Raw genomic sequence first — 24,573 nt, forward strand, 5'->3', positions numbered from 1 at the left:
ATACTTAATTTCAACTAAAGAGGAGCGAAACAATTCGATGTCAAACAAAGTATTAGTTCTCGGTCACAAAAATCCAGATACCGATTCCATCTGCTCTACCATCGCCTATGCAGCTTTAAAGCAAAAGCTCGGTATGGATGCAGAGCCCGTTCGTCTTGGTGAGATCAGTAATGAAACACAATTTATCTTGGACTACTTCAAGGTTCCGCTGCCACGCCTTGTTGAGACTGTCAGCAATGAAGTGAAGCAGGTTATTCTTGTTGATCATAATGAACGACAACAGAGTGTGGACGACTTGGAGCAAGTACAGATCCTTGAAGTGGTGGATCATCACCGGATCGCCAATTTCGCTACCGCAGAGCCCTTATACTATCGTGCAGAGCCTGTAGGCTGTTCATCAACCATCGTGAACAAGCTGTATAAGGAGAAGCAAGTCCAAATCGATCCAGCCGTGGCAGGACTCATGCTCTCTGCGATTATTTCTGACACACTGTTATTCAAATCTCCAACATGCACACCTGAAGATGAAGCAGCTGCTCGTGAGCTTGCTGCCATTGCCGGTGTAGATCTAGAGAGCTATGGCTTAGCCATGCTTAAAGCAGGGGCCAATGTAAGCAATAAGACCATTGAGGAATTAATCAGTCTAGATTCCAAGGAATTCCCCATGGGAAATGCCAAGGTGGTCATCGCTCAAGTGAACACCGTTGACCCTGAAGAGCTTTTTGCTCGCCAAGGAGAGTTCGAAGCAGCTATTCAACAAGTGATCGCTGATCGCCAATTGGATCTGTTCGTCTATGTTGTAACGGATATTCTGAATAATGACTCCGTTGTTTTAGTACTGGGCGCAGCTGCTCAGAAAGTGGAAGTTGCATTCGGCGTTCAATTAGATAATCATAAGGCGGTCCTCAAAGGCGTTGTATCACGAAAAAAACAAATTGTCCCCAATTTAACCCATGCGTTTACAGATAAATAAGGAGTGGGGCCAGCTTACTTATGTTAAGACATATCACACTACCCAATGCCCTGACCATTCAATATGAAGTCATCTTTCGGCGGCGTAAAACAGCAGAAATTCGCATTCAACCAGGAGGTACGGTGATGATCACCGTACCTCTACATACATCTGAAGCCGCCATTACAGAGTTATTCGTTAAGAAGCAACGCTGGATTACAGAAAGACTTGAAGCAATGAAGCAAAGAAGGGAAGCCATGAGCACTCACCAATTTATGAGCGGCGAACCCTTTCTTTATCTTGGACAGGTCCTTACTCTTCAGGTTAACATTGATCCCGCTCATAAGCGGAAGAAACCCTATATCACGTTCACCGCTGATCACCTTGTCAATGGTCAGTTTATTGTAACCCTTGGGGAAGAAGACCCCATTGCTATCCGTACAGCCTTAGAGCAATGGTATCGCAAGCAGACATTCGACATTGTGAATGAACGGATACAACACTATCAGCCCTTGATCCAACGTCAGCCCAGCCATGTACAAGTGAAGGAGCAGAAGCGGCGTTGGGGAAGCTGTTCCTCGGCAGGAAAACTGATGTTCAACTGGCGGATCAGCATGGCTCCTCTAGAAATTCTGGACTATATTGTGGTCCATGAAATGTGTCATCTCATCCATATGAACCATTCCCACTACTTCTGGCAGCTTGTCGAGAGCATATTACCTGATTATCACCAACAGAATGACTGGTTGAAGGAGCAGGGATGGAGGTTGGATTTGGAGCAGTACTTCATAATTTTTCGTGGAAGTAGTTCAATGATATACTAGATCATATAGAATCTTACAAGTTCATATACATATGAAGCAGAGGAGTAGAAGATGAATAGTATAAAACTAGTCTCATGGAATGTAAACGGAATTCGAGCCTGTGTGAAGAAAGGTTTTTTAGATTATTTTCAGGAAGTCAATGCAGATATCTTCTGCATCCAAGAATCAAAACTACAAGCTGGGCAAATTGAGTTAGATTTGCAAGGCTATCATCAATATTGGAACTATGCGATTAAGAAGGGGTACTCTGGCACAGCTGTATTTACAAAGCATGAGCCGTTATCTGTTTCTTATGGAGTGGGAGAGGCTAATGAAGAACCTGAGGGTAGAATTATCACCCTAGAATTTGATCAGTTTTATCTTGTAAATGTTTATACGCCCAACTCACAACGGGATCTAGCCCGATTAAACTATCGTTTAGTATGGGAGGATAAACTACGAAGCTATCTTCAAGATCTAGATAACATAAAGCCCGTAATCTATTGTGGCGATCTCAATGTGGCCCATCAAGAAATTGATATCAAAAATGCCAAGGCCAATATTGGTAACTCCGGCTTTACCTATGAAGAGCGGGAAAAAATGACCACATTGCTTAATTCAGGATTTGTTGATACCTTTCGTACCCTTTATCCTGAACGGACCGATGCCTATTCGTGGTGGTCCTATATGAATAAAGCAAGAGACCGGAATATCGGCTGGCGCATCGACTACTTCATTGTTTCACAGCGATTGAAAGAAAAAATCGACGAAGCAGAGATTCACGCCCATGTCCAAGGCAGTGACCATTGTCCAGTTCAACTAGAAATTGCATTATCATAGGTGGTGAATATATATGATCAATCGTTGGAGAAGAGAGTTGAAACAAAAGGGAATGTAAATGAGTGTCTCTTCTCTTACAAACGTTAGATAGCTTCATGTTGGAAAAACAAATCTACCCTTTTACATAGGGCGGATTTGTTTTTTTTATTTCCCAAACTACTTTTTCCATAGCTCGTGAAAGACGATATTATGCTTAATCATCATCGTATATCCAATGATCAAAATTAGAATTGAATGGGGTTGGATGGGTTGTTCATCCATCCATTAACCCAAAGGGAATTTTTCTATCAAAAGAATCCAACAATAGAGATGATACGGATTGCATTTGATTACGCGAACTTTGGATAGGGGAGAAGGGCATGGATACATTAAGGTCTTGGCTAGATCAATATGATTATTTCATATTGTTTTTCACCTTGATGACGGAGCTAATCATACTGACATTGCCTGGTGAATTACTAATGAGCTATGCAGGATTTCTTGTCTCAGAAGGGAAGCTAAATTGGTTAGTGAGTATTCTTGTAGCCGGACTGGGCAGTTCCATTGGAATAACTTTTACATACCTCATTGGATTTCACTATGGAGCTCCTTTTTTAAAGAAGCATGGACAGCGAGTTCATTTGGGTCCAGATAAGTTTGAGAAAGCATCACAATGGTTTGAAAAGCAGGGCAATAAAGTCTTACTCATCACTTATTTTATTCCTGGCGTTCGACATATCAGCGGATACTTTTCTGGAATAACCAAAATTCCATATCGCATTTTTGCAATCTATGCATATACTGGAGCGCTAATCTGGACATCTACCTTTATCACAATAGGAAAGTTCTTAGGCCCGAAGTGGGAGGAGTTTCATGCTTCCGTCAAGAAATATCTACTCATCGGTGGTATCATAATAGCTATCATTATGACAGTAATTTACCTCATTAGAACTCAAAAAGAGAAAATCCATAATCGATGATTTTACACGCTTTGATTAAAATATCATGTCATTGGATGGCGATCTTAAATGAAAATCTCAAAAACAACATTTAATAAGACCAGCTCATGGCTGAAAAGAAATGCTCGCTCATTGGAAGTGGCAAGATGGGAGTATATGTGCGAAGGCGCTTCTCGTGACAGAGTAATTCATTATCTCTCTGCTTTTCAAAACAAGGATGGGGGATTTGGGCATGGTATCGAACCTGATTATTGGCTACCAGAATCATCGGCAATTGCCACGTGGACAGCAGGGAAGATCTTGCTGGAAATCGAGGCTGAAACCGACCGCATGCCCCATGGTGGCATTGGAGCGAAGAAGTTCAGGAGAACTGGATGTTTAATCCAGGTGTAGAGTTAGCAGCCTACCTTGTTCATTGGTCACCAGTTCATAGCGAAGCATCCCAACTCGGATGGAAAGCGATTGAAAAAGCAATTGATCATCTTATGAGTCAAAGTGAAATGGGTCAGCATGAAATCAATAATTATCAGCAGATGGTTAAGCTAATGAAATTACGTGAAAGTGAATTTAATCATCAGATCCAGTATTCCTTAAATCAAGTTTTAGAAAAAGTCATTCTACTTGCAGAGCAATGTGTTGATCGAGATGTTTCATCATGGTCAACAGGGTATAAAGCTTTACCTTTAGACTTTGTTGATAGCCCTGAAGACCCTCTTTGTAACCAATTCGGTCATCTAGTTGAACAAAACTTAGATTTCTATATTCATCAATTATCTCAAGAAGGAACTTGGGACATTTCATGGAGCTGGGACAGCTATCCAGAGGAATTTGCAGTAGCCAGAAGAGACTGGAAGGGGATACTTGCAGTAAGACGGTATAAAATACTCAAATCATTTGGTTATTTAGAATATTGAACCACTATACTATCAATTATCGATTATTGTACATAATGTTTATTATGGTGTAATATGGTTTCTAGGTATAGTATAAAGGAGAAGTAGAGAGCATTATAGATGCGAAAGGTGGCGTATATATGCCGATACTTTTGATTGGATTAAGCTTTATGGGCTTATTTGTTTTATCGATAGTGATTTATCTTATAAAAACATGGAAAGTAGCAGGTCATCCAAATAGAGGCCTTAACATCGTTATTTTTGCTTTTAGCTTAATAGCTCTGATAATCTCTTTGAAGCTGTTTTGGAATATGGGTGTGTATGCAGATGAATATAATGCATCACTAATTCATGTGTCTGGTGGAATGTTTTGGCTTTATATGAATTGGCTTAGATTAGGTTTGCTTTTTATTATCTTTGTATTTTCAGGCGTACAATTAGTTAGCCGTTCAAGATAGCAATTGTTGTAGGAAACTTAGCGATACAGAGGTTACATTATACCAATTATCAAGGGGAAAGTCGTAAGTTTGTGTAATTTGTAGGGTACCTGTCACGTTCAGTTCTATCTTGCTAAATGATTCTATTGGTTTACATTATAAAGGTCAATTTTTATATATCTACCAAAGATAATGGTAGACAACGAAAAAGTGCCCGACAGGGCTAATTTGTAATTTGCGAAGGAGTATGATTTAAATGAAAAATGAAATATTACTATTACTCACAGACAAATGGTGCGATTGGGAAGCAAGCTATGCTGTTGCTGTTGCTAATGCCTTTTCTGATTATATGGTAAAAACAATTTCAGTTGATACGAATCCTAAAATTTCAATGGGAAACCTATGTACAAGTGTTGATTATAGCATTACCAATTTTGATAATTATTCTAATGTTGCAATGGTTATTTTGCCGGGTGGACTTTCTTGGGAAGAAAATGATTATGACGAAATTGCAGAGTTTATAAAGAATATTACACAAAATCATATTCCTGTTGCCGCCATTTGCGGTGCAACTACATTTTTATGTAAACACGGCTTTTTAGATACCGTTAAACATACAGGGGATAGCTTGGAATTATTCCAAAGTCAAAAAGGATATAATGGACAGTCTCTGTATATTCCAGCCCAAGTTGTTGTTGATGGCGGCTTTATTACTGCCAACGAAACTGCTGCTGTGGAATTTGCGTATGAAATTTTCAAAATTTTAAAATTGGATAGTGAAGATGAATTAGCACAGTGGTATGATAATTTTAACAATGGTGCAATACGGAGATTATGAGCATTCGCTTGATATGAGCCTTTGCAAGGAGGTTAGAAATTTCTCGAAACACAGTGTATAAGTTCTTGGGAAGGCGCAGGAAGCTTGATCGATACCAAGAAGATCACCACATTGTCTATTGGTTAAGGGAACATCCTCGTATGTACAGTGCAACAGATAAGCTTTCCATGGGACAGCAAGCCCAAGTCGATTGGAATGAAGAATAAATACATGAATTAGTTTAAAGTCCGTTCTCATTCGAGGGCGGACATTTTCGCAATAGAGAATGAATGGGGACCGCATCGATTCTTTTTCTTTTTCTAGTATACATAATATATATTATCGGACGTTATGGGAAAAATGCATGCGTAAGCTATACTTACGCAAAATATCTCAATTGGCGAGATTACTTTATGTTTTGAGACAGAAGAAAAAATCAATAATTTTCACATGATTACACGATCGGTTATTATTTATTAATTATATCATACTTTCTTTTCGGTTTCGAACTCATTATTTATCCTGGAGTTTCTTTTCCCATTCGCTTTTTATACGCCTATAATATTTTTTACCCTGAGTCTCTTGAATATAATTTTGTTTTTTTATCTACATACCATTTACATACATGTAAAACCAGATTATAACTTTTTGCTATTTTTGATTGTAAAAACGGCCTGTTAAAATCACTTGTGTTGAATTTATGGATAATCCCTAATGCAATTTATCGTGTTCGTATATAAAATCGCTTAGAGATGATTTTGGAGCTTCTCAATTGAAATGGCGATTTTTACTATTATTTTGGGGTTGCACTAGCATCTTGACCTGTTTATTCTGATTGGGGTCCTACCAACAAAAAGCGCAAAACATACGCTAAGCAAATTTCGACACAAAGAATGTCGATGTTTCCTACGTTAAGGAAGTATCGGCTTTTATTGTTATTTGAAATATAATGTTTGATCATTGCTGTGATCCTTATGCCATAAAAGCACCCTTTTATTTAATAAAGTATCGAAGTATCGTCTGCCCCCCGAATCATGTCCGTAATGACAACATAAATATTTGGTGGATATTCAGCTATCCTATGGGTGAGATATAAGTACCATTCCACCCCATAGGTGAGATAAACCCGGACTGGTAGTCCGTCATTTTTGAGTTGTTTACAAAGTTCAGGACGAATACCATATAACATTTCTGCTTCCACATATGGATTTTGCAAATAACCACGCTCAATAATTTGTTTATAGATAGCGTAATCATGGGAAGCAACTGAAACTTGGTGCCCAGCACTAACACATAGGGCTACTAATTCAAGATAACGTTGGTCCAATTCCTCCGAACGAGGAATACAAATATCCGATGGTTCTTGGTATGCTCCCTTAACAATTCGGATTGCTCCAGGATAGCTAAGTAATTCCTTAATGTCTTCGATTGTTCGATGTAGATGGGCTTGAAGCGTAATCCCTACATTGGAATATTCCGAAGCAACTTTTTTGTATACGGTAAGTATTTGATCCGTTTTAGCTGATTCCTCCATACTAATCATGAGAGAAAGGTCATATGATTCAGCCTCTTTCGCCATTTCTAATAAGTTTTGATAAGCAAGATCCGGCTCAACAGATAAACCAATATGAGATAAATCAAAGGAAATACGAGAACTAATTTCATGTTTCTTACATTCTTTTATCAACGCTATAAATTCATCTTTGGCTCGAATACACTCCTCTATATTGGTTGTATTTTCTCCGATGAATTCCAAAGAAACACGATATCCCTTATGTATAAGTTGATCACCGAGGGATACCCCATTTTCCTTCGATTCACCAGTTACAAACCGTTTAGCTGCACTTTGAAATAACGGATAAAGTTCAGGTGACTTTTGAACGTACTCCTTTATTTCTAGATTTCGAGCAATGGATTTCAATGCGTCTGCGAATTGTTTTTCAACCGATGGATTATTCACTCTTTTCCTCACCCCACTGAATTTACTGAAATTTTTAAATTCCCCTGTTTTCATTCTATCTAACTTTCAAACTTATTGCCCAACAATCGTGCCCGTTTGCGGTATATTCAACTTTCTACGCATGAGTTGCTTATAGAAAAGGACGGTAAACCAGAAAATAGCCCATTAAGGATATTACAATAATAGTTGCTGAATAAATCAGTCTATTATTTGCCTTTCACCACTATTCCTGAATGTTTTCTTTTAAAGCCCTCATATCTCCCTGTTAACTCTTTAAAATAATTTGAATCAAATAATAAAACGTCTTTTTAGCTGGATGAAAGCAAACATCATAAAAGCATATAAAATGCTAAGTACATTTAATCGGATGAAATACTTCATATGTAAAGCTCCTATCAATTCAATTTTAGTGACATGTACACGAGAATTGCTCTATTTGGTTACTTTTCATATCTTAGTTAACATAATTATATTATGGTATAGTAAAAATCAACTCTTCGACTATGACACCTTCTTGGAACAAGCAACAACCACAATTAAGATAACTCCAAAGACTTTTTATAACCAACTCGACCCTTTTCAAGGAAAATGAACAAACCACCTAGAAAAATCTCGATGCTCCCTCCTACGATGATAACCAGACGTGGTGACCATAGATCTGCCAAGATACTTGCAGTTGCATAACCTAAAGGCAAGAGCACGAATGAAGCGATCATATCGAGACTAAAGATTCGTCCAAGATAATCTAAAGAAACCCTCGTCTGAATAAGTGTTTGCTTTAATGTGAAGGTGCACGCCCCTAAGCCCACAAAGAAGCCTCCCAGGACAAATAAGTACAATGGCTGAGAAAGCCCCATGAGTAATGCACCTAAGCCAAAGCTGATAGATAAGGAAAAAATGAATTTCATGGATATTTTTCTCGCTGGTATGCGAAGAATTGCAGAATTTGAAAGAACCGTGCCAATCCCTTGCATGGCCATCACACCGCCGATTATGGCTGGAGATAATTCCTCCATTCCAACGATGACAGGTATTAAGATTGTAATTGGTCCTAAAACCAGTACATTGATGGCAGAAGAAATAAGGAATAAATCCCGTAACCATGGTGTTTGAAAAGCTAATCGTAACCCGTTCATCACATCAGATAAGAGCTTCTTCTCTTGATGTTTTCTTCTAGTTTGGGTAACACGTATCGGTGTAAAGATCATCGCCACGACTGCAATCCAAAATGAAAGCGCATTGAAGAGAAATGCGCCCATTGCGCCCAACCAGGTTAGTAAACCTGCTCCGATTGAAGGACCGATCACCCTTGTAATACTATTGGTTATACTGATTAATCCATTGGCTGCTGTGATGTCATGTTCATGAAGTGCCTCTGGTATAATGGCCCGATAAGCTGGTAAATGGAAAGCACTCACGATACCTAACACAATACTAATGAGATACATCATCTCAATGGATAACTGCTCCACCATCAAAGCAACAACAAGTAGCATTGTTACAAGTCCTGCGATGATATCGGTTATCAGAATAATGTTTTTCCGTGAGAATCGATCAACTACCGCCCCACCAAACACTAGTGTAAGCAATTGTGCGATAGTGAAACAGCTCAAGACTGTACCCACACTGAGTGGCGAACCGGTGATGAGATAGACGGTATATCCTAGAGCTACATCATAGACCAGATTTCCTAGCCTTGATACGGTTTGCCCTAACCAAAGCAGGATGAATGCACGATTATGGATGATTGATTGATTTTTCTGTTTTCGCATAAAACACCTTCGTTACTTATGATCAATATATTTTTTAGAAAGAAATTGTGTAGTTTACATAATATTTTTATGGTAATCTTTGTTGTATCAGTAAGGATAGAAATTTCTGTTTATTAATTCTCAAATTTTAATAAGTAGTCTGTTTAGTCTCTTACGCTTATTTAAATTTTACTGGTCCACCAAATTCCTCTATGACAACGGCTTTCATTTCGCATCATTTCTTCTCAATCTCGCCATTATTCATTGTCTCAATTTTGTTTTGAGGTGCTGGGTAAAGCTTCAGATGTTTTAGAAGGATGTTAAGCTTATGATTGATGGTTAATAACAATGCTAGTGCAAGTACTGGAGCAACATAAATTATCGCTACGCTAGAATCCGTGATACCTGATATTAAGACTGCGATGGCGATAACAATAACCGCATATAAGAAGACCATAGGTTCATCACTCCCTCTTGTAACTATCTAAACATCAATAGAACATTCAGCTTATGATTGATCAAAAACATCAATCACAATCAAATTCCATGTAATAACATCATAACATAAATACCATTTTATTCTATAATATATAGGTTTTACTCATTATCGTTTATTTCCTGACTTAGACAAATCTTCGTTCTCTAGCTCAGGCATCTGCGCTGCATATATGATCAATAATTCTTTATAAAGCTCTGTTGGATGCTCCATTACCCTTCTTCTCAATTGGCCTGGCGATATTAAATACGCAATAATCATTACCAATTGAATCACTGTAAGTATGGCTAATATGCTTGGTGTAAGCTTGTCCGCTAAGAAGAACACCAGCTGCGAAAGAAATGCGATAAATAGGATAAGAAGATAATTTTGCCGTTTTCGATTTAGTAAGAGATGGTATATGATCATCTCCATTAACTCCTCCTTTTGAGTTAGTAGCATTGTAAGATTTTCCTTCTTCACCATTACTCCTCCTATTCCATCGACGCATTATTATCATTAAGAACATCCTTCTAGAAGTTGACGTTTTTCATATTAAGACGCATGCTTAAGCTAGTGCCTATCATGATTAGCAAGGGGGAATCACCAATGAAAAAAGTAGTGAGCACTAACATCTTGCTTTTCTTAGCCATTATCGGTTCTAAGTTATGGTACTTCATGGAGTTAAGAAAATGGAGTAACATTTTCTCTGAACATGGGGGTGGTAAGGTAGAATCCGTACTGAATCATCTCTATCTTTACCAGCATGAGGACGTGATAATTGCTGTTACTGATTATACTATCTATATCATTATTCTAGGACTTCTTATCAATCTACTCTTTCTCTTTCAGGCAAGTAAAAAAGCAACAGGAGCCATCTAGGTTCCTGTTGCTTCTCTTATATCTATAAAGTATTCAACAAGCAGGATTAGTATTCCGCTGATTGAGGTATGGAATGCTCCTCCTCCCCTGCCATCTGCTTATCATAGAGATTAAACATGATTGCATAAAGCAATGCACCGATGATCCCCGTTACAAAAAAGCTAGTAAACATCCAGAACGGTGAGACAATCCCACTTAGGGTGAGGGATAATGGAGCAATCATTTGACCGATGGAAAACTGAAGTGATGATGCTCCGAGATATTGCCCCCGTTGGTCTTCTGGAGAAATCTTCGTGATAAAGTTCTGTAAAACAGGTGTTCGCATCATCTCTGCGATGGTGAATATGGCAATACAGAATAAGAGATACCATGGATTCAGAGAAAATGCCATTAAGAAATAGCTAAAGCCAAAGAGTAACGCTGAAATGGTAAAAGCACGCTTATCAGACCAGTTTCGAATGGCGCGGGTTATCGCTACGCTGAGGAGTACCACCATGATTCCATTGAGACTCACTAGCATCCCGTACAGCTGTGCTCCATCCACAGTGATGAGGTGATCCCGCAATCGCATCAAGGGAGCATCGTGCACTTGGTCATACACGTAGATGCTCAAATAAAAGTCCATCTGCAAAAATGTCTGATGGATTATCACACCAGCCATCACATAGAGAAAGAACAGTTTATCTTTAAAGATAACCATAAAGTTCTTCAGTTGCCCTAAAGTGCTACTTTTCTTTGATTGTTCGATGGTATGGGCTGGTACTGTTTCATGAACATATTTGTTTAACAGTATGAAAAATATAACTGCTGCAATAGCACATCCCAAGATGAGTTCCGTGCGATATGTAAAGAAGAGTACCGAACCGATCATCGGCCCTAGAACAACGCCGATGTTCCGATTCATATAAAATACTGCAAAGACATCACGGCGTTCATGAACAGGAACCAGGTCAGCCACCATGGCTAAGCTAGCAGGTTGATAAATAATACTAGCTACTGTAAGACAATTAAAGATAAGAAAATCGAGCCATGCGCTTGGCGAAAATGCGAAGATAAACATGGAAATGGCCTCAATAAAGATGGCGATTTGCATCATCCGCTTGCGGCCATACCGATCTGCCCAGGTGCCACCAAAGAGATTAGCAAGAATGCCCGCGATGGGTGGAATCACCATTAAGAATCCAGCAAGGGCCTCTCCAAACTCTTCTTTAAAATAAATCGCCATAAACGGAACAAACATCCAAAACAACACATTCATTAACAGCTCGCCAAATAAGCGTACCTTCAAGTTAATATCCCATTCTAAGAGTTTCATATATTTTAACCTCAACTGTTGGACTTATCTATTTGCTCAAAGGAAAAGAACAGGTTAGCGACCTGTTCAAACACCAAAGGGTTTTAAATAGCCCGTTCTCCCTCCACTCTGACATCATGGAGATCAAACATCCGTGCATAGAGTATTGAGCTGATAATCCCCAGTACGAAGAACAGCGTGAACATTCCAAATGGCGAGATAAATTCTGCGAGCGTAATGGCTAATGGTGCAATAGCACGCCCAATGGAAAATTGTAACGATGATGCACCGAGATACTGTCCCCGCTGGTCCTCTGGTGAGATCTTTGTAATAAAGTTTTGCATAACAGGAGTTCGGATCAACTCTGCCAGCGTAAAGACCACCATACAGAACAAGAGATACCAAGGATTAATAGAGAAAGCCATCATAAAGAAGCTAAATCCAAAAAGAAAGGATGAGATCACCAACGCTTTCTTATCGCTCCAGCGCTGAATGGCACGGGTAACAGCAACAGTAAATAGCACCACCATCGCCCCATTGACAGCGATCATCCAGCCATATAACCCTTTGCCATCAATGGTGATAAGATGATCTCCCCATTGGAGAAAGGGCTGCTGAACTACATGCTCATTGACGAAGATGGCCATGTAGAGGTCCATCTGCATGAAGATCTGCGAAATCGTAATCCCAGCAATAATATACATGAAGAAAAGCTTATCCTTAAATATTATCGCATAATCCTTTAACTGATCCGTGAGACTAGTATTTTCTAATTTATCCTTTGCATTGGCTGGCAGGGTTTCATGGACATACTTATTCAATACAAAGAGAAAGATCGTAGATAGAATAGCCGATCCTAAGATTAGCTCATGACGATAAGTAAAGAATAGGATGGAACCAATAATTGGCCCAAGTACAACACCAATATTGTTGGCCATATAGAAGACAGAGAAGACTGCCCGTCGTTCATGTACGGGCACCAGGTCCGCGACCATCGCCATGCTAGCAGGCTGATACAGCGTACCTACACTAGCCAGCAGCACAAAGATGACGAAATCAAGCCAGGGACTTGGTGAAATTGCAAAGATATAGAGACCAATCGCTTCGAGGACGACGGAAATCATCATCATCCGCTTCCGTCCAAAGCGATCTGCCCACGCACCACCATATAGGTTGGAAATCACGCCTGCTACTGGAGGAAGGATCATTAACCAACCGGTTAGTGCCTTGCCAAACTCATCGGCAAAGTAGATGGCCATAAAAGGAAAGTACATCCAAAACAAAACATTCATTAACAGCTCGCCAATTAAACGAACCTTTAAATTAATATCCCATTCACGTATTTTCATGTGTAGTCACCTCAACAGTTGAACAAGTCTTCTTGAAAAAATAAAAACGAACAGAAGTAAGGAAACTACCTGTTCGTATGGCATCATTGAATTATTTGTTCAACCTTATCGATCCCATTACCTAACGTTATCCTCTGTGTAACCAGACGTACTTAGTTGATATCGCTGTTTACATAGATGGAATCGGATAATAAGAAGCATCACAGGATAAATGGAAGTGATCCTAATCGGATCAACATAAATACTCCCTTCCAAATTCCTGATGAGCAAGATGAACAACATGACGCTCGAACCTGTAGTTACCGAACATAGACGATCACCAAGATTAACCAATATAACAACTAATTATTGATGCATGTATGAACATGTGAACTAGTTGTTCTTGGCTAAATCAATCAGTTCACGTTAGTTCGCACCCACCACGGTCTGAGCAATTAACATGTGTCCATCTTCCTTTCTTCGTGACTCGAAATATTACAGTATGAAATTATTCTACATGATCCTAAAAAGATGCGCAAGCACTTTCAAGTAAAAATTACCGTCTTTTGAAAGATGCTTGCGCATAGATCACATTATTGTAAAGGCTTTTTCTTACTTGTTGGCTTCCGTTCGTTCAACACGTTACCTTCATCATCTACTTCCATAATGGTGATGGATTCCAGTTGTGAGCGAAAAGATTGACGGAGGGATTGTAAATATTCCTGGCGAAGCGTTTGTTGTTCACTTCGTTCTTCTGCTGTCAGCCCTTCGACCTTCGCTTTCCTGGCTAACTCATTGATGCGATTAATTTTATTGGCTGGTAACAAGTGGTACCCTCCTAGTTAAATTACGATATTGATCAAACGATTCGGCACGACGATAAACTTACGAATCTCCTTGCCTTCTAATGCTTCCTGAACGGCTGCATCAGCTAAGGCTAAACGTTGTAATTCCTCTTCACTACTATCCTTCGCTACCGTTAAGCGTGCTTTGATCTTTCCTCTAATTTGTACCACCATTTCAACTTCTTGATCAACGGTCCATGCCTCATTATAGGTAGGCCAAGGTACATAAGTAATGCTGCCTTCATGACCTAAACGGTCCCAAAGCTCCTCCGCAATATGAGGTACATAGGGAGCAAGCAATTGAGCAAAGTCACTCAACGCTTCCTGCGGGATGGTTGTTTGTTTATACGCTTCATTTACAAAGATCATCATTTGACTAATGGCAGTATTGAAACGGAAGTTCTCTGTATCATGGGTGACCACTTTAATGGTCCGATGCCATACCTTACGGAAATCCTCATCTGGTGTCACATCAGACTGGATATTCTCATTGAGCATGCCTGTATCTTCGTTAATGTAGAGACGCCAAATCCGATTGAGGAAGCGGCGGATCCCTTCAACACCTTGTGTGCTCCAAGGTTTCGATGCTTCCAATGGTCCCATGAACATTTCGTATAGACGGAGTGTGTCAGCGCCGTATTTTTCCACAATCTCATCAGGATTGATTACATTGCCTCGAGATTTACTCATCTTTTCATGGTTATCACCAAGAATCATCCCTTGATTGATCAGCTTTTGGAATGGCTCCTTCGTATCCACTACACCAATATCGTAGAGGAATTTATGCCAGAAGCGTGCATAGAGTAGGTGAAGCACTGCATGCTCAGCCCCGCCGATATAGAGATCCACAGGCAACCATTTCTGTTGCTTCTCTTTGGAACAGATCTCTTTCGTATTATGAGGGTCGATATACCGCAGATGATACCAGCTACTCCCTGCCCATTGTGGCATGGTATTGGTTTCTCTTCGTGCCTTCATGCCTGTCTCAGGATCAATGGTATTCACCCAGTCTGTGACAGCAGCCAGTGGTGATTCTCCTGTCCCAGAAGGCTTAATTTGTTCAACCTCTGGTAAGCGCAATGGCAATTGATCTTCCGGTACAGCCTTCGTGGTACCATCCTCTAAGTGCAAGATAGGAATGGGTTCACCCCAGTAGCGTTGGCGGCTAAAGAGCCAGTCGCGTAAACGGTAGCTTACCTTTCTTTCTCCCACATGATGCTCTTCTAACCAATCGATCATGGTACGGATCGCTTCTTCATTATTCATCCCATCGATGAATTGGGAGTTGATATGCACCCCATCGCCTGTATAAGGTGCTTCTGTAACATCGCCACCTTCAATAACAGGTTGAATCGGTAGAGAGAACTTCGTGGCAAATTCCCAGTCACGATCATCATGAGCTGGCACAGCCATAATCGCACCTGTTCCATAGGTGATCAAGACATAATCGGCTACCCAGATCGGAATAGGTTGCTTGGTCACAGGATGGATGGCGTATGCACCAGTGAAGACACCTGTTTTATCCTTAGCTAAGTCAGTCCGTTCTAGATCACTCTTCTTCGCTGTTTCTGCTAAATAGGCTTCCACTGCATCCTTTTGCTCAGGCGTTGTGATTTCACGAACCAATGGATGCTCAGGGGCAATCACACAATAGGTAACACCAAATAAAGTATCGGGACGTGTGGTAAATACCTCGAGAACTTGGTCATGACCGTCAATAGGGAACTTCACTTCAGTCCCTTCTGATTTACCGATCCAGTTACGTTGCATCTCTTTAATGTTTTCAGCCCAATCTAACTCTTCAAGATCCTCAAGTAATCGTTCTGCATATGCGGTAATCTTCAGCATCCATTGACGCATTGGCCTACGAATAACTGGATGTCCACCGCGCTCACTCTTCCCGTCAATTACTTCTTCATTGGCCAATACAGTTCCTAATGCAGGGCACCAGTTTACCGGTACTTCTGCAATATAGGCTAAGCCTCGTTTGTATAATTGGAGAAAGATCCATTGGGTCCATTTATAATACTCTGGATCAGTGGTGTTGATCTCACGATCCCAATCATAGGAGAAGCCGAGTGACTTGATTTGGCGTCGATAATTATTCGTATTTTGCTTCGTGATTTCACGAGGATGAATCCCTGTTTTGAATGCATACTGCTCAGCAGGTAAGCCAAAGGCATCCCAGCCCATAGGATGGAGTACCTCATATCCTCTTGTTCGCTTGTAACGTGAGATAATATCTGTTGCTGTATAACCTTCAGGATGTCCAACATGTAAGCCAGCTGCTGAAGGATAAGGAAACATATCTAGTACATAAAATTTGGGTTTATCGGATTCATCATTGGTCTTAAATGTCCAATTTTCATCCCAATATTGTTGCCATCTCTGCTCAATGGCACGATGATCATAGGTCTTGATTTGGTTCGTAGCCATTTTTTCATCAACCTCTTTTCGCGTTTTTTCCATTAAAAAAATCCCCCATCCCTACAAGAAACTTGTAAGGGACGAGAGATTGACTTCCCGTGGTACCACCCTTGTTAATAACCAGATGAAAAGCTGGTTACTCACTTCATTACCTTAACGCGGTTAACGACCAGAGTTACTAAGCTTCGCTCTGATAGCTCCAAGGCGAGTTCTGCCATCTTCATGTTAACTTGCACCAACCGTTAACTCTCTAGAATGAAGAATCTGCATACTGCTCCTTTTCATGGCTTTACTATATTGAACTTAATTATAGACAATTGAAGAATTGAAGTCAATATCTCCTCCTTAGTCTATCCACCTTTTCCTATCGAATTCGCCTAAGGGATATGATAGAATAAGGAAGTTGTATGTAGCTCAGTATATGATGGATACACTTATCTTGATAAGTGGTTTTGTATATTCTGTTTGGTAAAATTACTAGAAAGGAGGGTATTCATTTGAATAAACCAGCTTCAACATTCCTACCAGAGATTAATCTTATCCGTGGAATGGCCTGTGTATCTGTTGTGGTTATGCACTCTGTCACAAGCCAAAATTACGCCATGGGTCTTCCAGCTGTGCAGAAGCTCTTCCTATTTGCTACACCGGTATTTCTCTTTATCTCTGCTTTCTTAATGTTCTATCGCTATCCTGATACGATTCCCTCCTATTTTATGAAGCGAAGAGTTCAATATATTTTGATACCCTATTTGATCTGGAGTATCACCTATAGCTATTTGATTACCTGGACCTATCAGCATCGTCTTCCAACTGCTTGGGAAGTGACAAAAAATGCGTTAACGGGTCAATACCATATCTACTTTATTTTGATCATCTTTCAGTATTTCCTACTATTTATGCTCCTACACAAGCTGAAGTGGCAATATGCCATGGGTAAGCACTGGGTGCTCATCGTCACCTTTATTTTTAATCTCTTGTATCTTGCCTTTTTCACATTTATTGAGCCAGATACCTTCGCTCGCTTATGGACTGAATACTTTGGAACGCAGCTTTCTACTCCATTGTTATATTCCATGTGGGGACGTTACTACTTTATCCTCTTCCCTGCTTGGATCTTCTATTTTGTCTTGGCTGGTTATCTTGCGTATAACTATGATCGTTGGAAAGCCTTTGTTCTGAAGTATAAATGGTGGATTTTCCTACTCTTGGTCATAGCAGGTTACCTAGTAGTAGTAAGTATCCAACATGGACGGATCACTTCCAAGCGTCCAGAGGTTTATCTCTACACGATGGTGGTTTTGGCTGCCATGTTCATCATCTCTAATTGGATACAGAATAATTGGATTGGTCGATCCTTCCATTGGATCGCTCGCTACTCCTTTGGGATCTACCTAGCTCATCCCATGTTATACACCATCTTCCATTTTTACTATAAGGGAGTTCACCCATATCTCTATTTCACCTATAGTTTTGTCATTCAACTTGGTGGTGCATTACTGCTAACCCTCGTTTTATCAAAGCTTCCATTTGGTAAGTTTATCGTCGGTAAGCTACAAAAGAAGCTTCCTAAGCACGCGAATACATCAACCAACGCTGCCCAGATGTGATTGTATTGTGAATTATTGGGAATAAGCATTGTAAATGTCATTCTATATGGTAAAATGTATTTTGTGTATTCGACAATTATGTCGAATCGGTATAGGTGCAGAATAGAAGGAGCGGATTTTGGTGGCTACACAGATGGGAGTAACCCTTTCTGATGATTCAATTAATCATTGGGATTCCATCATCCTAGATAGTCTGATTGAACAGTACAGGCGTACTTTGTATATGATGTTTACAGAAGGTAAAACACTGACACATCCTGAGATGATCAGGAAAAGTCAGCAGCTTGATCGGTTGATCGTAGCTCGACAGAGAATTCTTCATAACTAGGATCATTCAAAAACCAATGAGCCCCTTGCGGGGTCCATTGGTTTTTTTATTTGCTTTATGCTATATGGTTTATTTAATTCTACCTTAACGCAATTTCATCGCCCTACCAATATCCTTCAAACTTGGTCGTTTCCCATACATGAGGACACCTCCACGGTAAACCTTTCCACCGATCCAGGCAAATAGGATGATGGATAGGATGAGGAGCACGATTGAAATGATAACCTCCACACTAGTAGGTGCTCCCATTCCAATCCGGAGAAACATTAGCATCGGTGAGAAGAATGGGATATAGGACATTACTTGGACAATGGTACTCTCTGGACTTTGTAAGCCATACATGGCAACGATAAAGCCTGCAACGAAGAGCATGGTTATCGGCGTCATTAGCTGTGCAGTGTCTTCGGTTCTGCTCACCAATGAGCCTACCATGGCTAATAAGGTGGCATAAAGCAAATAGCCGAGAACATAAAAGATCAATGCATAAATAATGAGGGAAATCTTGATATCCGCAAAGGAGAATTGAAGATTACCCAATTCAAAATCCTGTCCGCTCACCTTGATGGCGGTGACTCCTACAGCAACAAAAATGGCAACCTGAAAGATCCCTAAGGTTGCAATACCTAGAATCTTAGCAAATAGTTGCTTTACGGGAGAGACACTGGAGATTAAAATCTCCATGACACGGGAGGTTTTTTCTGCAGCCACCTCCATGGCTACCATCTGTCCATACATTAAGACCGAGAAGTAGATGGCAAATAATAAGATGTAGACAAGAAAGAAGGACTGGATGTACTCCTCTTTAGTCATGGCATTATCTGCTACAGAAACGAATTCAAACGGCATGGGCTCAAAAAGCACTGCCGCCTGTTCCGGCGTAAGGTTCAGCTCTGCTGTAGATAATTGGAACTGCACCGCATTTAAGGCTTGTTGTAATGAATTGACATGATCCCCAGGTGTAGTGCCATCATCCTTATAGTAAGCCTGCATTGAGCCGACCTGCTCTTCAATTAGCATATACCCATCAATGACTTCATCCTTCACCCGTTGGGTTCCAGTACGATCGGCCTCCTCTAGTGTCTTAGACTTCTCCTGATCGTTGAGGCTTAATGGTTTCAGTGTGAACTCACCAGGATACATGACATCAAGCTGCTGACTTAACAATGGTAGTACCTGTTCACTGGGATCATAGACCTCAATAATCCTCGAGGTCTCATCTTCTTCAAAGAATTGAATAATGGTTTGGATATTAACGAGTAGTAAAATTGCAGCAGAGATAAGCAAGGTGGTCCAGAAAAATGCTTTACTCTTCAGCTTTGTAATAAAGGTATGGCGAAAGACGATGAAAAATTTATTCACCATGACCACCCACTTTCTCAATAAATATCTCATTCAAGGATGGCTCTTCAAGGGCAAATTTCGTAATAAAGCCTTTTCCACTTACATGAGCAAGAATCTCCTGTGAAACCTCTTCATTGACGATCTGAATTTCATAGCCTTCTGCCGTGGTTTTTACCTTGCTTACACCGGCGATACTTTCCAATTCGAGATCACTTGCAGTGGTATGAAGTACGATACTTCTTTTACCAAATGAGCGTTTAATTTCTTTAAGATTCCCATGTAGCACCATCTCCCCGTGATGGAGGATACAGAGTTCCTTGCATAACTCCTCCACATGCTCCATTCGATGGCTACTAAAGATGATAGTGGTTCCATTCTGATGAAGATGAACAAGGGATTCCTTCAACAATTCTACATTTACTGGATCAAGCCCACTGAAGGGCTCATCGAGAAAGAGTAAGCTAGGACGATGCAGGATAGATGAGATGAATTGAATCTTCTGTTGATTCCCCTTGGAGAGCTCCTCTACCTTTTTCTTTGCAAACTCCGGAACCTGCAAGCGTTCAAGCCAGCGATTGGCCTCATCCTTCGCTTCGGACCGTTTCATCCCTTTGAGCTCGCCGAGATAAGCCAACTGTTCAACCACATTCAGCTTAGGATAGAGTCCCCGTTCCTCAGGCAAATAGCCGATCTGATCTGTGATGGAGTAATTGATTTTCTTCCCTTTCCAAAGTATCTTCCCGGAAGTTGGTGCTAAAAGACCAAGGATCATCCGAATGGTTGTGGTTTTCCCTGCACCGTTTGCACCAAGAAGTCCAAACATCTCTCCTTGTGCAATAGACAGATTAAAATCCTTAACAGCAACAAACTTGCCAAACTCTTTCCGTACATGCTCAAGCTGTAATGTCACACATACCCCTCCTTTATACCCTGATAGATACAGAAATAGGATATATTTGCTATACTAATAGACCAACTATATATACGTAGTTCTTGAAAAAAATGTTTCAAAAAATTAAATTAAAAAATCTCCGGTGCAAATATATTCTGCAGGACCTGTCATCAGTAATTCATCTTCCCTTGTCCATTCGATTTGCAGATCCCCACCTTCCAAATGGACCGTAACGGGCTCATACTTTGCTACTTTATCATTTAAAATGCCTGCGATCACAGAAGCGGTAGCCCCTGTACCACATGCCATCGTAATCCCCGATCCCCGCTCCCAGACACGAAATAGGATCTCATTGGGCTTAATGATCTGAATAAACTCCACATTGACTCGATCAGGGAAAGCAGGATGTCGTTCGAGAATCGGTCCCCATATGCTCATCGGAATCGCTTTCACATCATCGACAATGAAGACCGCATGGGCACTACCTAGAGATACGGTTGTTACAGGAAGGGTATAAGGAACACCATTAACTTGGAAAATAAAAGGTTCAGCAATCGTATACGATTCTGGATCTCCAAGCATGGGAATCTCCTTTTTCTTCAGATGTGCTTTCCCTAGATTGACTGTGATTCCTTCTACAGCATCGCCATGAACATGGAGAGTGGCCTTCATCATTCCTCCACCAGTCTCAATGGTCATATTACGTTGTTGAACAATGCCATGATCATAGACATAACGAGCAACACAGCGCAAACCATTACCACAATTTTTGCCTTCGGAGCCATCAGCATTAAAAATGCGCATCCGTATATCTGCCCGCTGAGAAGGTCCAATTAAGATCATCCCATCGGATCCGATCCCAAAATGCAGATCAGCCATGCTTTTTGCCAAGGAGGATAGCTCCCCTTCCTTGAGTACAACCTCAAATTGATTAATATAGATGTAGCAGTTTCCAAGACCATGCATTTTACAAAATGGGATCTTTCTCATGATGGACTCCCCCTCATTTACAGATATGAAAAGTCACTTTCATTATACCAAGCGTTTCATACGCTGAACAATCAATCCTGATTTATGAGCTTATGAATAGTAAAAAGAAACCATGAGCATCAGAAAAGTTCCTTATGCTCATGGTTTCTTCGATTTGTGGCCTTTACCTACAGCTTTTTCAACTATTCCTCATGGATTGATTTAAACCGCTTTCGATCACTTTTAAATTCATTTTCTAGCGCTTTTTTATACTCTTTATATTCTTCTGATGATACGATTTTATCTTTACTTGTTTCATTTAGGGCTAAGCTTGAATTGGGACCAGATACAAGCAACGAGCCATCTGGTTGAGCATAAGCGGCCATGATGTAGTACTTACCGGTTTGAAATAATTGATCCTCTTCATACAGAACAATAGATTTGTGATCTTCACTGATTCCTCCGGCTTTGAGAATTTCAAATTCCGTATTTTTCTTGATATTCCCTTTGATATTGTCAACTACCGTAATTTTATATTTCGTATAGGGATCACTAACCTCTTTGGGACCTTGGCTTGTTTCTATGGTGACTGTATCTTTGTAAAGTGTTTCAACCTCATCCAGTACTTTTGCAACAAAGACATAGTCAGCATCACCTACAATTTGCGTTAAATCATGGACATCAATACTAAACGAGCCTGCCATATTTAAGACCGGTAATTCACTGGTACTAACATCATTGTTACTAGAGCAGGCGCCTAAAATCAGCATTGTTAACAGCATTAGAACCATGAGAAATTTTTTCATGAATTTATGCACTTCCCTTCTTTTAATATGTTTTGTAAGCTTCATCGTAGGAGCGCTTATCAGTAGTAGACAAACTTGTAAGTGATAGTTTTCCTTGCTGCATAATATCATAGGTTCCATAAGTATGATCTAAGCCTAAAGCATGACCAAACTCATGTGTTGTTGTCTTAATTCTTTGATTGGTTGTCATCCCAGAGTAATGGTAATCATTGAATTTAATGGTGCCTGCTGAGCTTGTTACAGCCATTGTGCTACTAACCTGATAAAAATCACTTAGGTATACATCTTCGATAACCCATGCGCTGTCAGGTCTAATCACACCCGGTTTGTAACCCTCCCACAACTTCACAGCACTAGCTACGCTTGAAGTATATTTCGTATTTCCATCCCAATCCAGATGTTTTCCATCATCTACTAGGTCCCATCCGAGGAGTGCAGCGTTACTTACAATACTGAAGGTTAATGATAATACGACTACTACAGCGATAATTCCCATCCGCTTAATCATTTTGCTTAAAACCATATTCCTACCCTCTCCTTTCCCATATTGGCCTTTTCTCCATTCATAGCAACGTGTGTGCATAGATTTTGTTATATTATGGCAATTCAAATAACAGTTGTCAATATGTTTTTTACTTTAATGGTCCTTTTATCCATTTTAGACTTATCACATGTCTCTTTGTTTCGAAAAATAAAAAGAAGCACATCGTCAGGTTTCATTCATCTGACTCTGTGCCTCTTCTCTTAATGTTTCGTTCTTACTTCACAACGGTGATACATTTACGACGCTCAGTTGACTGAATATGGGGTTCGACTACGTCCATTTCACCAACGCCACGAATCAATTTCTTACCATAGACGCGCTCTGGTTGCAGAGCTTCAATGATGTGATCCACTGCGGCTTGTGGATCTACTGTTTCGCCACATGTATAACAATCGATTGCTGCAAATCCTTTTTCAGGATAGGTGTGAATCGAGATGTGGCTTTCAGATAGCATAACCAAGACCGTTGCACCTTGTGGCTCAAATTGCTTCTTCGTGACAGCAAGCACTGTGGCGCCACTCACTTCAGCAGCCTCCACCAGTAATTGTTCGAGCCCATCAGCATCATTTAACCAATTAAATTTGACACCCCAAGTATCAACAGCAACATGTCTCCCGAAAGTTGAGTATTCCATCTTTCGGCCCCCTTCCTAGCGTATTTTTTTCAAACTATGCTAGGACCTACGTCATTCACTACATTCGAGGGGGGGATGTTCATCATACCCCATATTTCGAGTGAATCCTGGTTCCTAAAAGAGTACTGACGGATATAAAATTATCATCTATTGATAATTAAATCAATACCTTTTTTATCTAAATGTCCATTTCCTACCTTAGTACTTACTGGAATTGTGGTAGTATTTACAAATTCACGGGAACCTAGGTGTTGGTAAACCACATGAGCATCATTAGGCTTTACTTCCACGATTTCAGCAATTTGCCCCTGCTCATAAACATACATCATGGCAAAGCCAGCATAAATTCGTTTTACCATGGCATTCCCATTAAACTGGGCGATAAGTGGTCGTAATAGTTGTTCCCATTGTGGTTCAATAGAGCCGATGACCTCATGATAGTGATAAGAGCCATTTACCTCTGTGAACGGAAACACTCTTCTTTTACCATTTAACGTAATTGTGATGATGACATGTCCTTCCATATCTTGCTGTAACGTGGACTGTACTTGGTTGCGACGAAAATACTCACGAAATTGACCCAGTTGAGAAAATGAAAGATTAAACTGCACATAATGATAAATGGTTGCTAATCTTTGAACCATACAAATCCCCTCATTATTATTTTTTGAAAGATAACTTGTAATGACAGCGAAGGGAAAGAACGCTATGGTTCATTCTCATGGAGTGAAAACGACTGAAGATCAAATGAATACGAAATGAAGAGAACCACCCTCTTATTAGACATTTCAACCACATTATACAATAGGA

At 40.2% G+C, this 24,573-nt stretch carries 25 protein-coding genes and 1 other annotated feature; of the genes, 11 read left to right on the plus strand and 14 right to left on the minus strand.

Annotated elements, in window-relative coordinates; genetic code table 11:
* Positions 1-37 precede the first annotated feature (37 nt).
* The 8 genes from BN1691_RS09590 (at position 38) to BN1691_RS09620 (ending at position 5,701) form a co-directional block, all read left to right on the plus strand.
* A complete protein-coding gene (locus BN1691_RS09590) occupies positions 38-973 on the plus strand; it encodes a manganese-dependent inorganic pyrophosphatase (RefSeq protein WP_048602019.1) in 936 nt (311 codons plus the stop codon).
* A 20-nt stretch (positions 974-993) separates the two neighbouring features.
* Positions 994-1,776, plus strand: coding sequence for a M48 family metallopeptidase (locus BN1691_RS09595; RefSeq protein ID WP_048602020.1), 783 nt, complete (start codon positions 994-996; stop codon positions 1,774-1,776).
* Positions 1,777-1,836: 60 nt separating this feature from the next.
* Complete coding sequence (locus BN1691_RS09600; RefSeq protein WP_048602762.1) at positions 1,837-2,595, plus strand: exodeoxyribonuclease III; 759 nt, start codon at positions 1,837-1,839, stop codon at positions 2,593-2,595.
* 359 nt (positions 2,596-2,954) lie between these two features.
* Positions 2,955-3,554 (plus strand): DedA family protein, encoded by a 600-nt coding sequence (locus BN1691_RS09605; protein ID WP_048602021.1) that lies wholly within the window; start codon positions 2,955-2,957, stop codon positions 3,552-3,554.
* Positions 3,555-3,602: 48 nt separating this feature from the next.
* A complete protein-coding gene (locus BN1691_RS14740; protein WP_231638381.1) occupies positions 3,603-3,926 on the plus strand; it encodes a hypothetical protein in 324 nt (107 codons plus the stop codon).
* The gene (locus BN1691_RS14745; RefSeq protein WP_048602022.1) at positions 3,908-4,447 is read left to right on the plus strand and encodes a hypothetical protein; all 540 of its coding nucleotides are present in this window, start codon (positions 3,908-3,910) and stop codon (positions 4,445-4,447) included. The genes BN1691_RS14740 and BN1691_RS14745 overlap by 19 nt, the downstream gene beginning before the upstream one ends.
* A 119-nt stretch (positions 4,448-4,566) precedes the next feature.
* On the plus strand, positions 4,567-4,884 hold the full coding sequence (locus tag BN1691_RS09615) for a hypothetical protein (protein ID WP_231638382.1): 318 nt from the start codon (positions 4,567-4,569) through the stop codon (positions 4,882-4,884).
* A gap of 235 nt (positions 4,885-5,119) precedes the next feature.
* A complete protein-coding gene (locus BN1691_RS09620) occupies positions 5,120-5,701 on the plus strand; it encodes a type 1 glutamine amidotransferase family protein (RefSeq protein ID WP_048602023.1) in 582 nt (193 codons plus the stop codon).
* 976 nt (positions 5,702-6,677) lie between these two features.
* On the opposite strand, the gene BN1691_RS09625 is transcribed toward BN1691_RS09620, so the two are convergent.
* The 3 genes from BN1691_RS09625 to BN1691_RS09640 all read right to left on the minus strand — a co-directional run bounded on the left by BN1691_RS09625 (position 6,678) and on the right by BN1691_RS09640 (position 10,349).
* Positions 6,678-7,640 (minus strand): proline dehydrogenase family protein, encoded by a 963-nt coding sequence (locus BN1691_RS09625; protein WP_048602024.1) that lies wholly within the window; start codon positions 7,638-7,640, stop codon positions 6,678-6,680.
* A 536-nt stretch (positions 7,641-8,176) separates the two neighbouring features.
* Positions 8,177-9,412, minus strand: a complete 1,236-nt coding sequence (locus BN1691_RS09630) for an MFS transporter (protein ID WP_048602025.1) — start codon at positions 9,410-9,412, stop codon at positions 8,177-8,179.
* 583 nt (positions 9,413-9,995) lie between these two features.
* A complete protein-coding gene (locus tag BN1691_RS09640) occupies positions 9,996-10,349 on the minus strand; it encodes a hypothetical protein (protein ID WP_048602027.1) in 354 nt (117 codons plus the stop codon).
* A gap of 126 nt (positions 10,350-10,475) precedes the next feature.
* On the opposite strand from BN1691_RS09640, the gene BN1691_RS09645 reads away from it, so the two are divergent.
* Positions 10,476-10,748: a hypothetical protein gene (locus BN1691_RS09645; RefSeq protein ID WP_048602028.1), complete on the plus strand. Its 273-nt coding sequence runs from the start codon at positions 10,476-10,478 to the stop codon at positions 10,746-10,748.
* A 46-nt stretch (positions 10,749-10,794) separates the two neighbouring features.
* Here the strand turns inward: BN1691_RS09645 and BN1691_RS09650 are convergent, their stop codons facing one another.
* From BN1691_RS09650 to leuS, 4 genes are all read right to left on the minus strand, one after another.
* Entirely contained in the window at positions 10,795-12,063 is a 1,269-nt protein-coding gene (locus tag BN1691_RS09650; protein ID WP_048602029.1) for an MDR family MFS transporter, read from the minus strand.
* Positions 12,064-12,146: 83 nt separating this feature from the next.
* Complete coding sequence (locus BN1691_RS09655) at positions 12,147-13,391, minus strand: MDR family MFS transporter (RefSeq protein ID WP_048602030.1); 1,245 nt, start codon at positions 13,389-13,391, stop codon at positions 12,147-12,149.
* 572 nt (positions 13,392-13,963) lie between these two features.
* Positions 13,964-14,197 carry a DUF896 domain-containing protein gene (locus tag BN1691_RS09660; RefSeq protein ID WP_048602031.1) on the minus strand — a complete coding sequence of 78 codons (234 nt, stop codon included), beginning with the start codon at positions 14,195-14,197 and terminating at the stop codon, positions 13,964-13,966.
* A gap of 15 nt (positions 14,198-14,212) precedes the next feature.
* Complete coding sequence (leuS, locus tag BN1691_RS09665) at positions 14,213-16,651, minus strand: leucine--tRNA ligase (RefSeq protein WP_048602764.1); 2,439 nt, start codon at positions 16,649-16,651, stop codon at positions 14,213-14,215.
* 64 nt (positions 16,652-16,715) lie between these two features.
* Positions 16,716-16,936, minus strand: a binding site (T-box leader).
* A 203-nt stretch (positions 16,937-17,139) separates the two neighbouring features.
* On the opposite strand from leuS, the gene BN1691_RS09670 reads away from it, so the two are divergent.
* Both BN1691_RS09670 and BN1691_RS09675 read left to right on the plus strand, forming a co-directional pair.
* Positions 17,140-18,249 carry an acyltransferase family protein gene (locus BN1691_RS09670; protein ID WP_048602032.1) on the plus strand — a complete coding sequence of 370 codons (1,110 nt, stop codon included), beginning with the start codon at positions 17,140-17,142 and terminating at the stop codon, positions 18,247-18,249.
* A 121-nt stretch (positions 18,250-18,370) separates the two neighbouring features.
* A complete protein-coding gene (locus BN1691_RS09675; RefSeq protein ID WP_048602033.1) occupies positions 18,371-18,577 on the plus strand; it encodes an aspartyl-phosphate phosphatase Spo0E family protein in 207 nt (68 codons plus the stop codon).
* 84 nt (positions 18,578-18,661) lie between these two features.
* Here the strand turns inward: BN1691_RS09675 and BN1691_RS09680 are convergent, their stop codons facing one another.
* The 7 genes from BN1691_RS09680 to BN1691_RS09710 form a co-directional block, all read right to left on the minus strand.
* Positions 18,662-19,957, minus strand: a complete 1,296-nt coding sequence (locus tag BN1691_RS09680; protein WP_187116872.1) for an ABC transporter permease — start codon at positions 19,955-19,957, stop codon at positions 18,662-18,664.
* On the minus strand, positions 19,929-20,828 hold the full coding sequence (locus tag BN1691_RS09685; protein ID WP_048602035.1) for an ABC transporter ATP-binding protein: 900 nt from the start codon (positions 20,826-20,828) through the stop codon (positions 19,929-19,931). The genes BN1691_RS09680 and BN1691_RS09685 overlap by 29 nt, the downstream gene beginning before the upstream one ends.
* Before the next feature lie 105 nt (positions 20,829-20,933).
* Complete coding sequence (gene dapF, locus BN1691_RS09690; RefSeq protein WP_048602036.1) at positions 20,934-21,800, minus strand: diaminopimelate epimerase; 867 nt, start codon at positions 21,798-21,800, stop codon at positions 20,934-20,936.
* Between the two features lie 182 nt (positions 21,801-21,982).
* A complete protein-coding gene (locus BN1691_RS09695; RefSeq protein WP_048602037.1) occupies positions 21,983-22,585 on the minus strand; it encodes a hypothetical protein in 603 nt (200 codons plus the stop codon).
* 22 nt (positions 22,586-22,607) lie between these two features.
* Positions 22,608-23,108: a M43 family zinc metalloprotease gene (locus tag BN1691_RS09700; RefSeq protein WP_076850169.1), complete on the minus strand. Its 501-nt coding sequence runs from the start codon at positions 23,106-23,108 to the stop codon at positions 22,608-22,610.
* A 235-nt stretch (positions 23,109-23,343) separates the two neighbouring features.
* Positions 23,344-23,763 carry an adenosylmethionine decarboxylase gene (speD, locus tag BN1691_RS09705; RefSeq protein WP_048602038.1) on the minus strand — a complete coding sequence of 140 codons (420 nt, stop codon included), beginning with the start codon at positions 23,761-23,763 and terminating at the stop codon, positions 23,344-23,346.
* 143 nt (positions 23,764-23,906) lie between these two features.
* Positions 23,907-24,407, minus strand: coding sequence for a hypothetical protein (locus BN1691_RS09710; RefSeq protein WP_048602039.1), 501 nt, complete (start codon positions 24,405-24,407; stop codon positions 23,907-23,909).
* Between the last annotated feature and the right edge of the window lie 166 nt (positions 24,408-24,573).

The sequence above is a fragment of the Rubeoparvulum massiliense genome (assembly GCF_001049895.1).
GTDB classification, from domain to species: Bacteria; Bacillota; Bacilli; order Rubeoparvulales; family Rubeoparvulaceae; genus Rubeoparvulum; species Rubeoparvulum massiliense.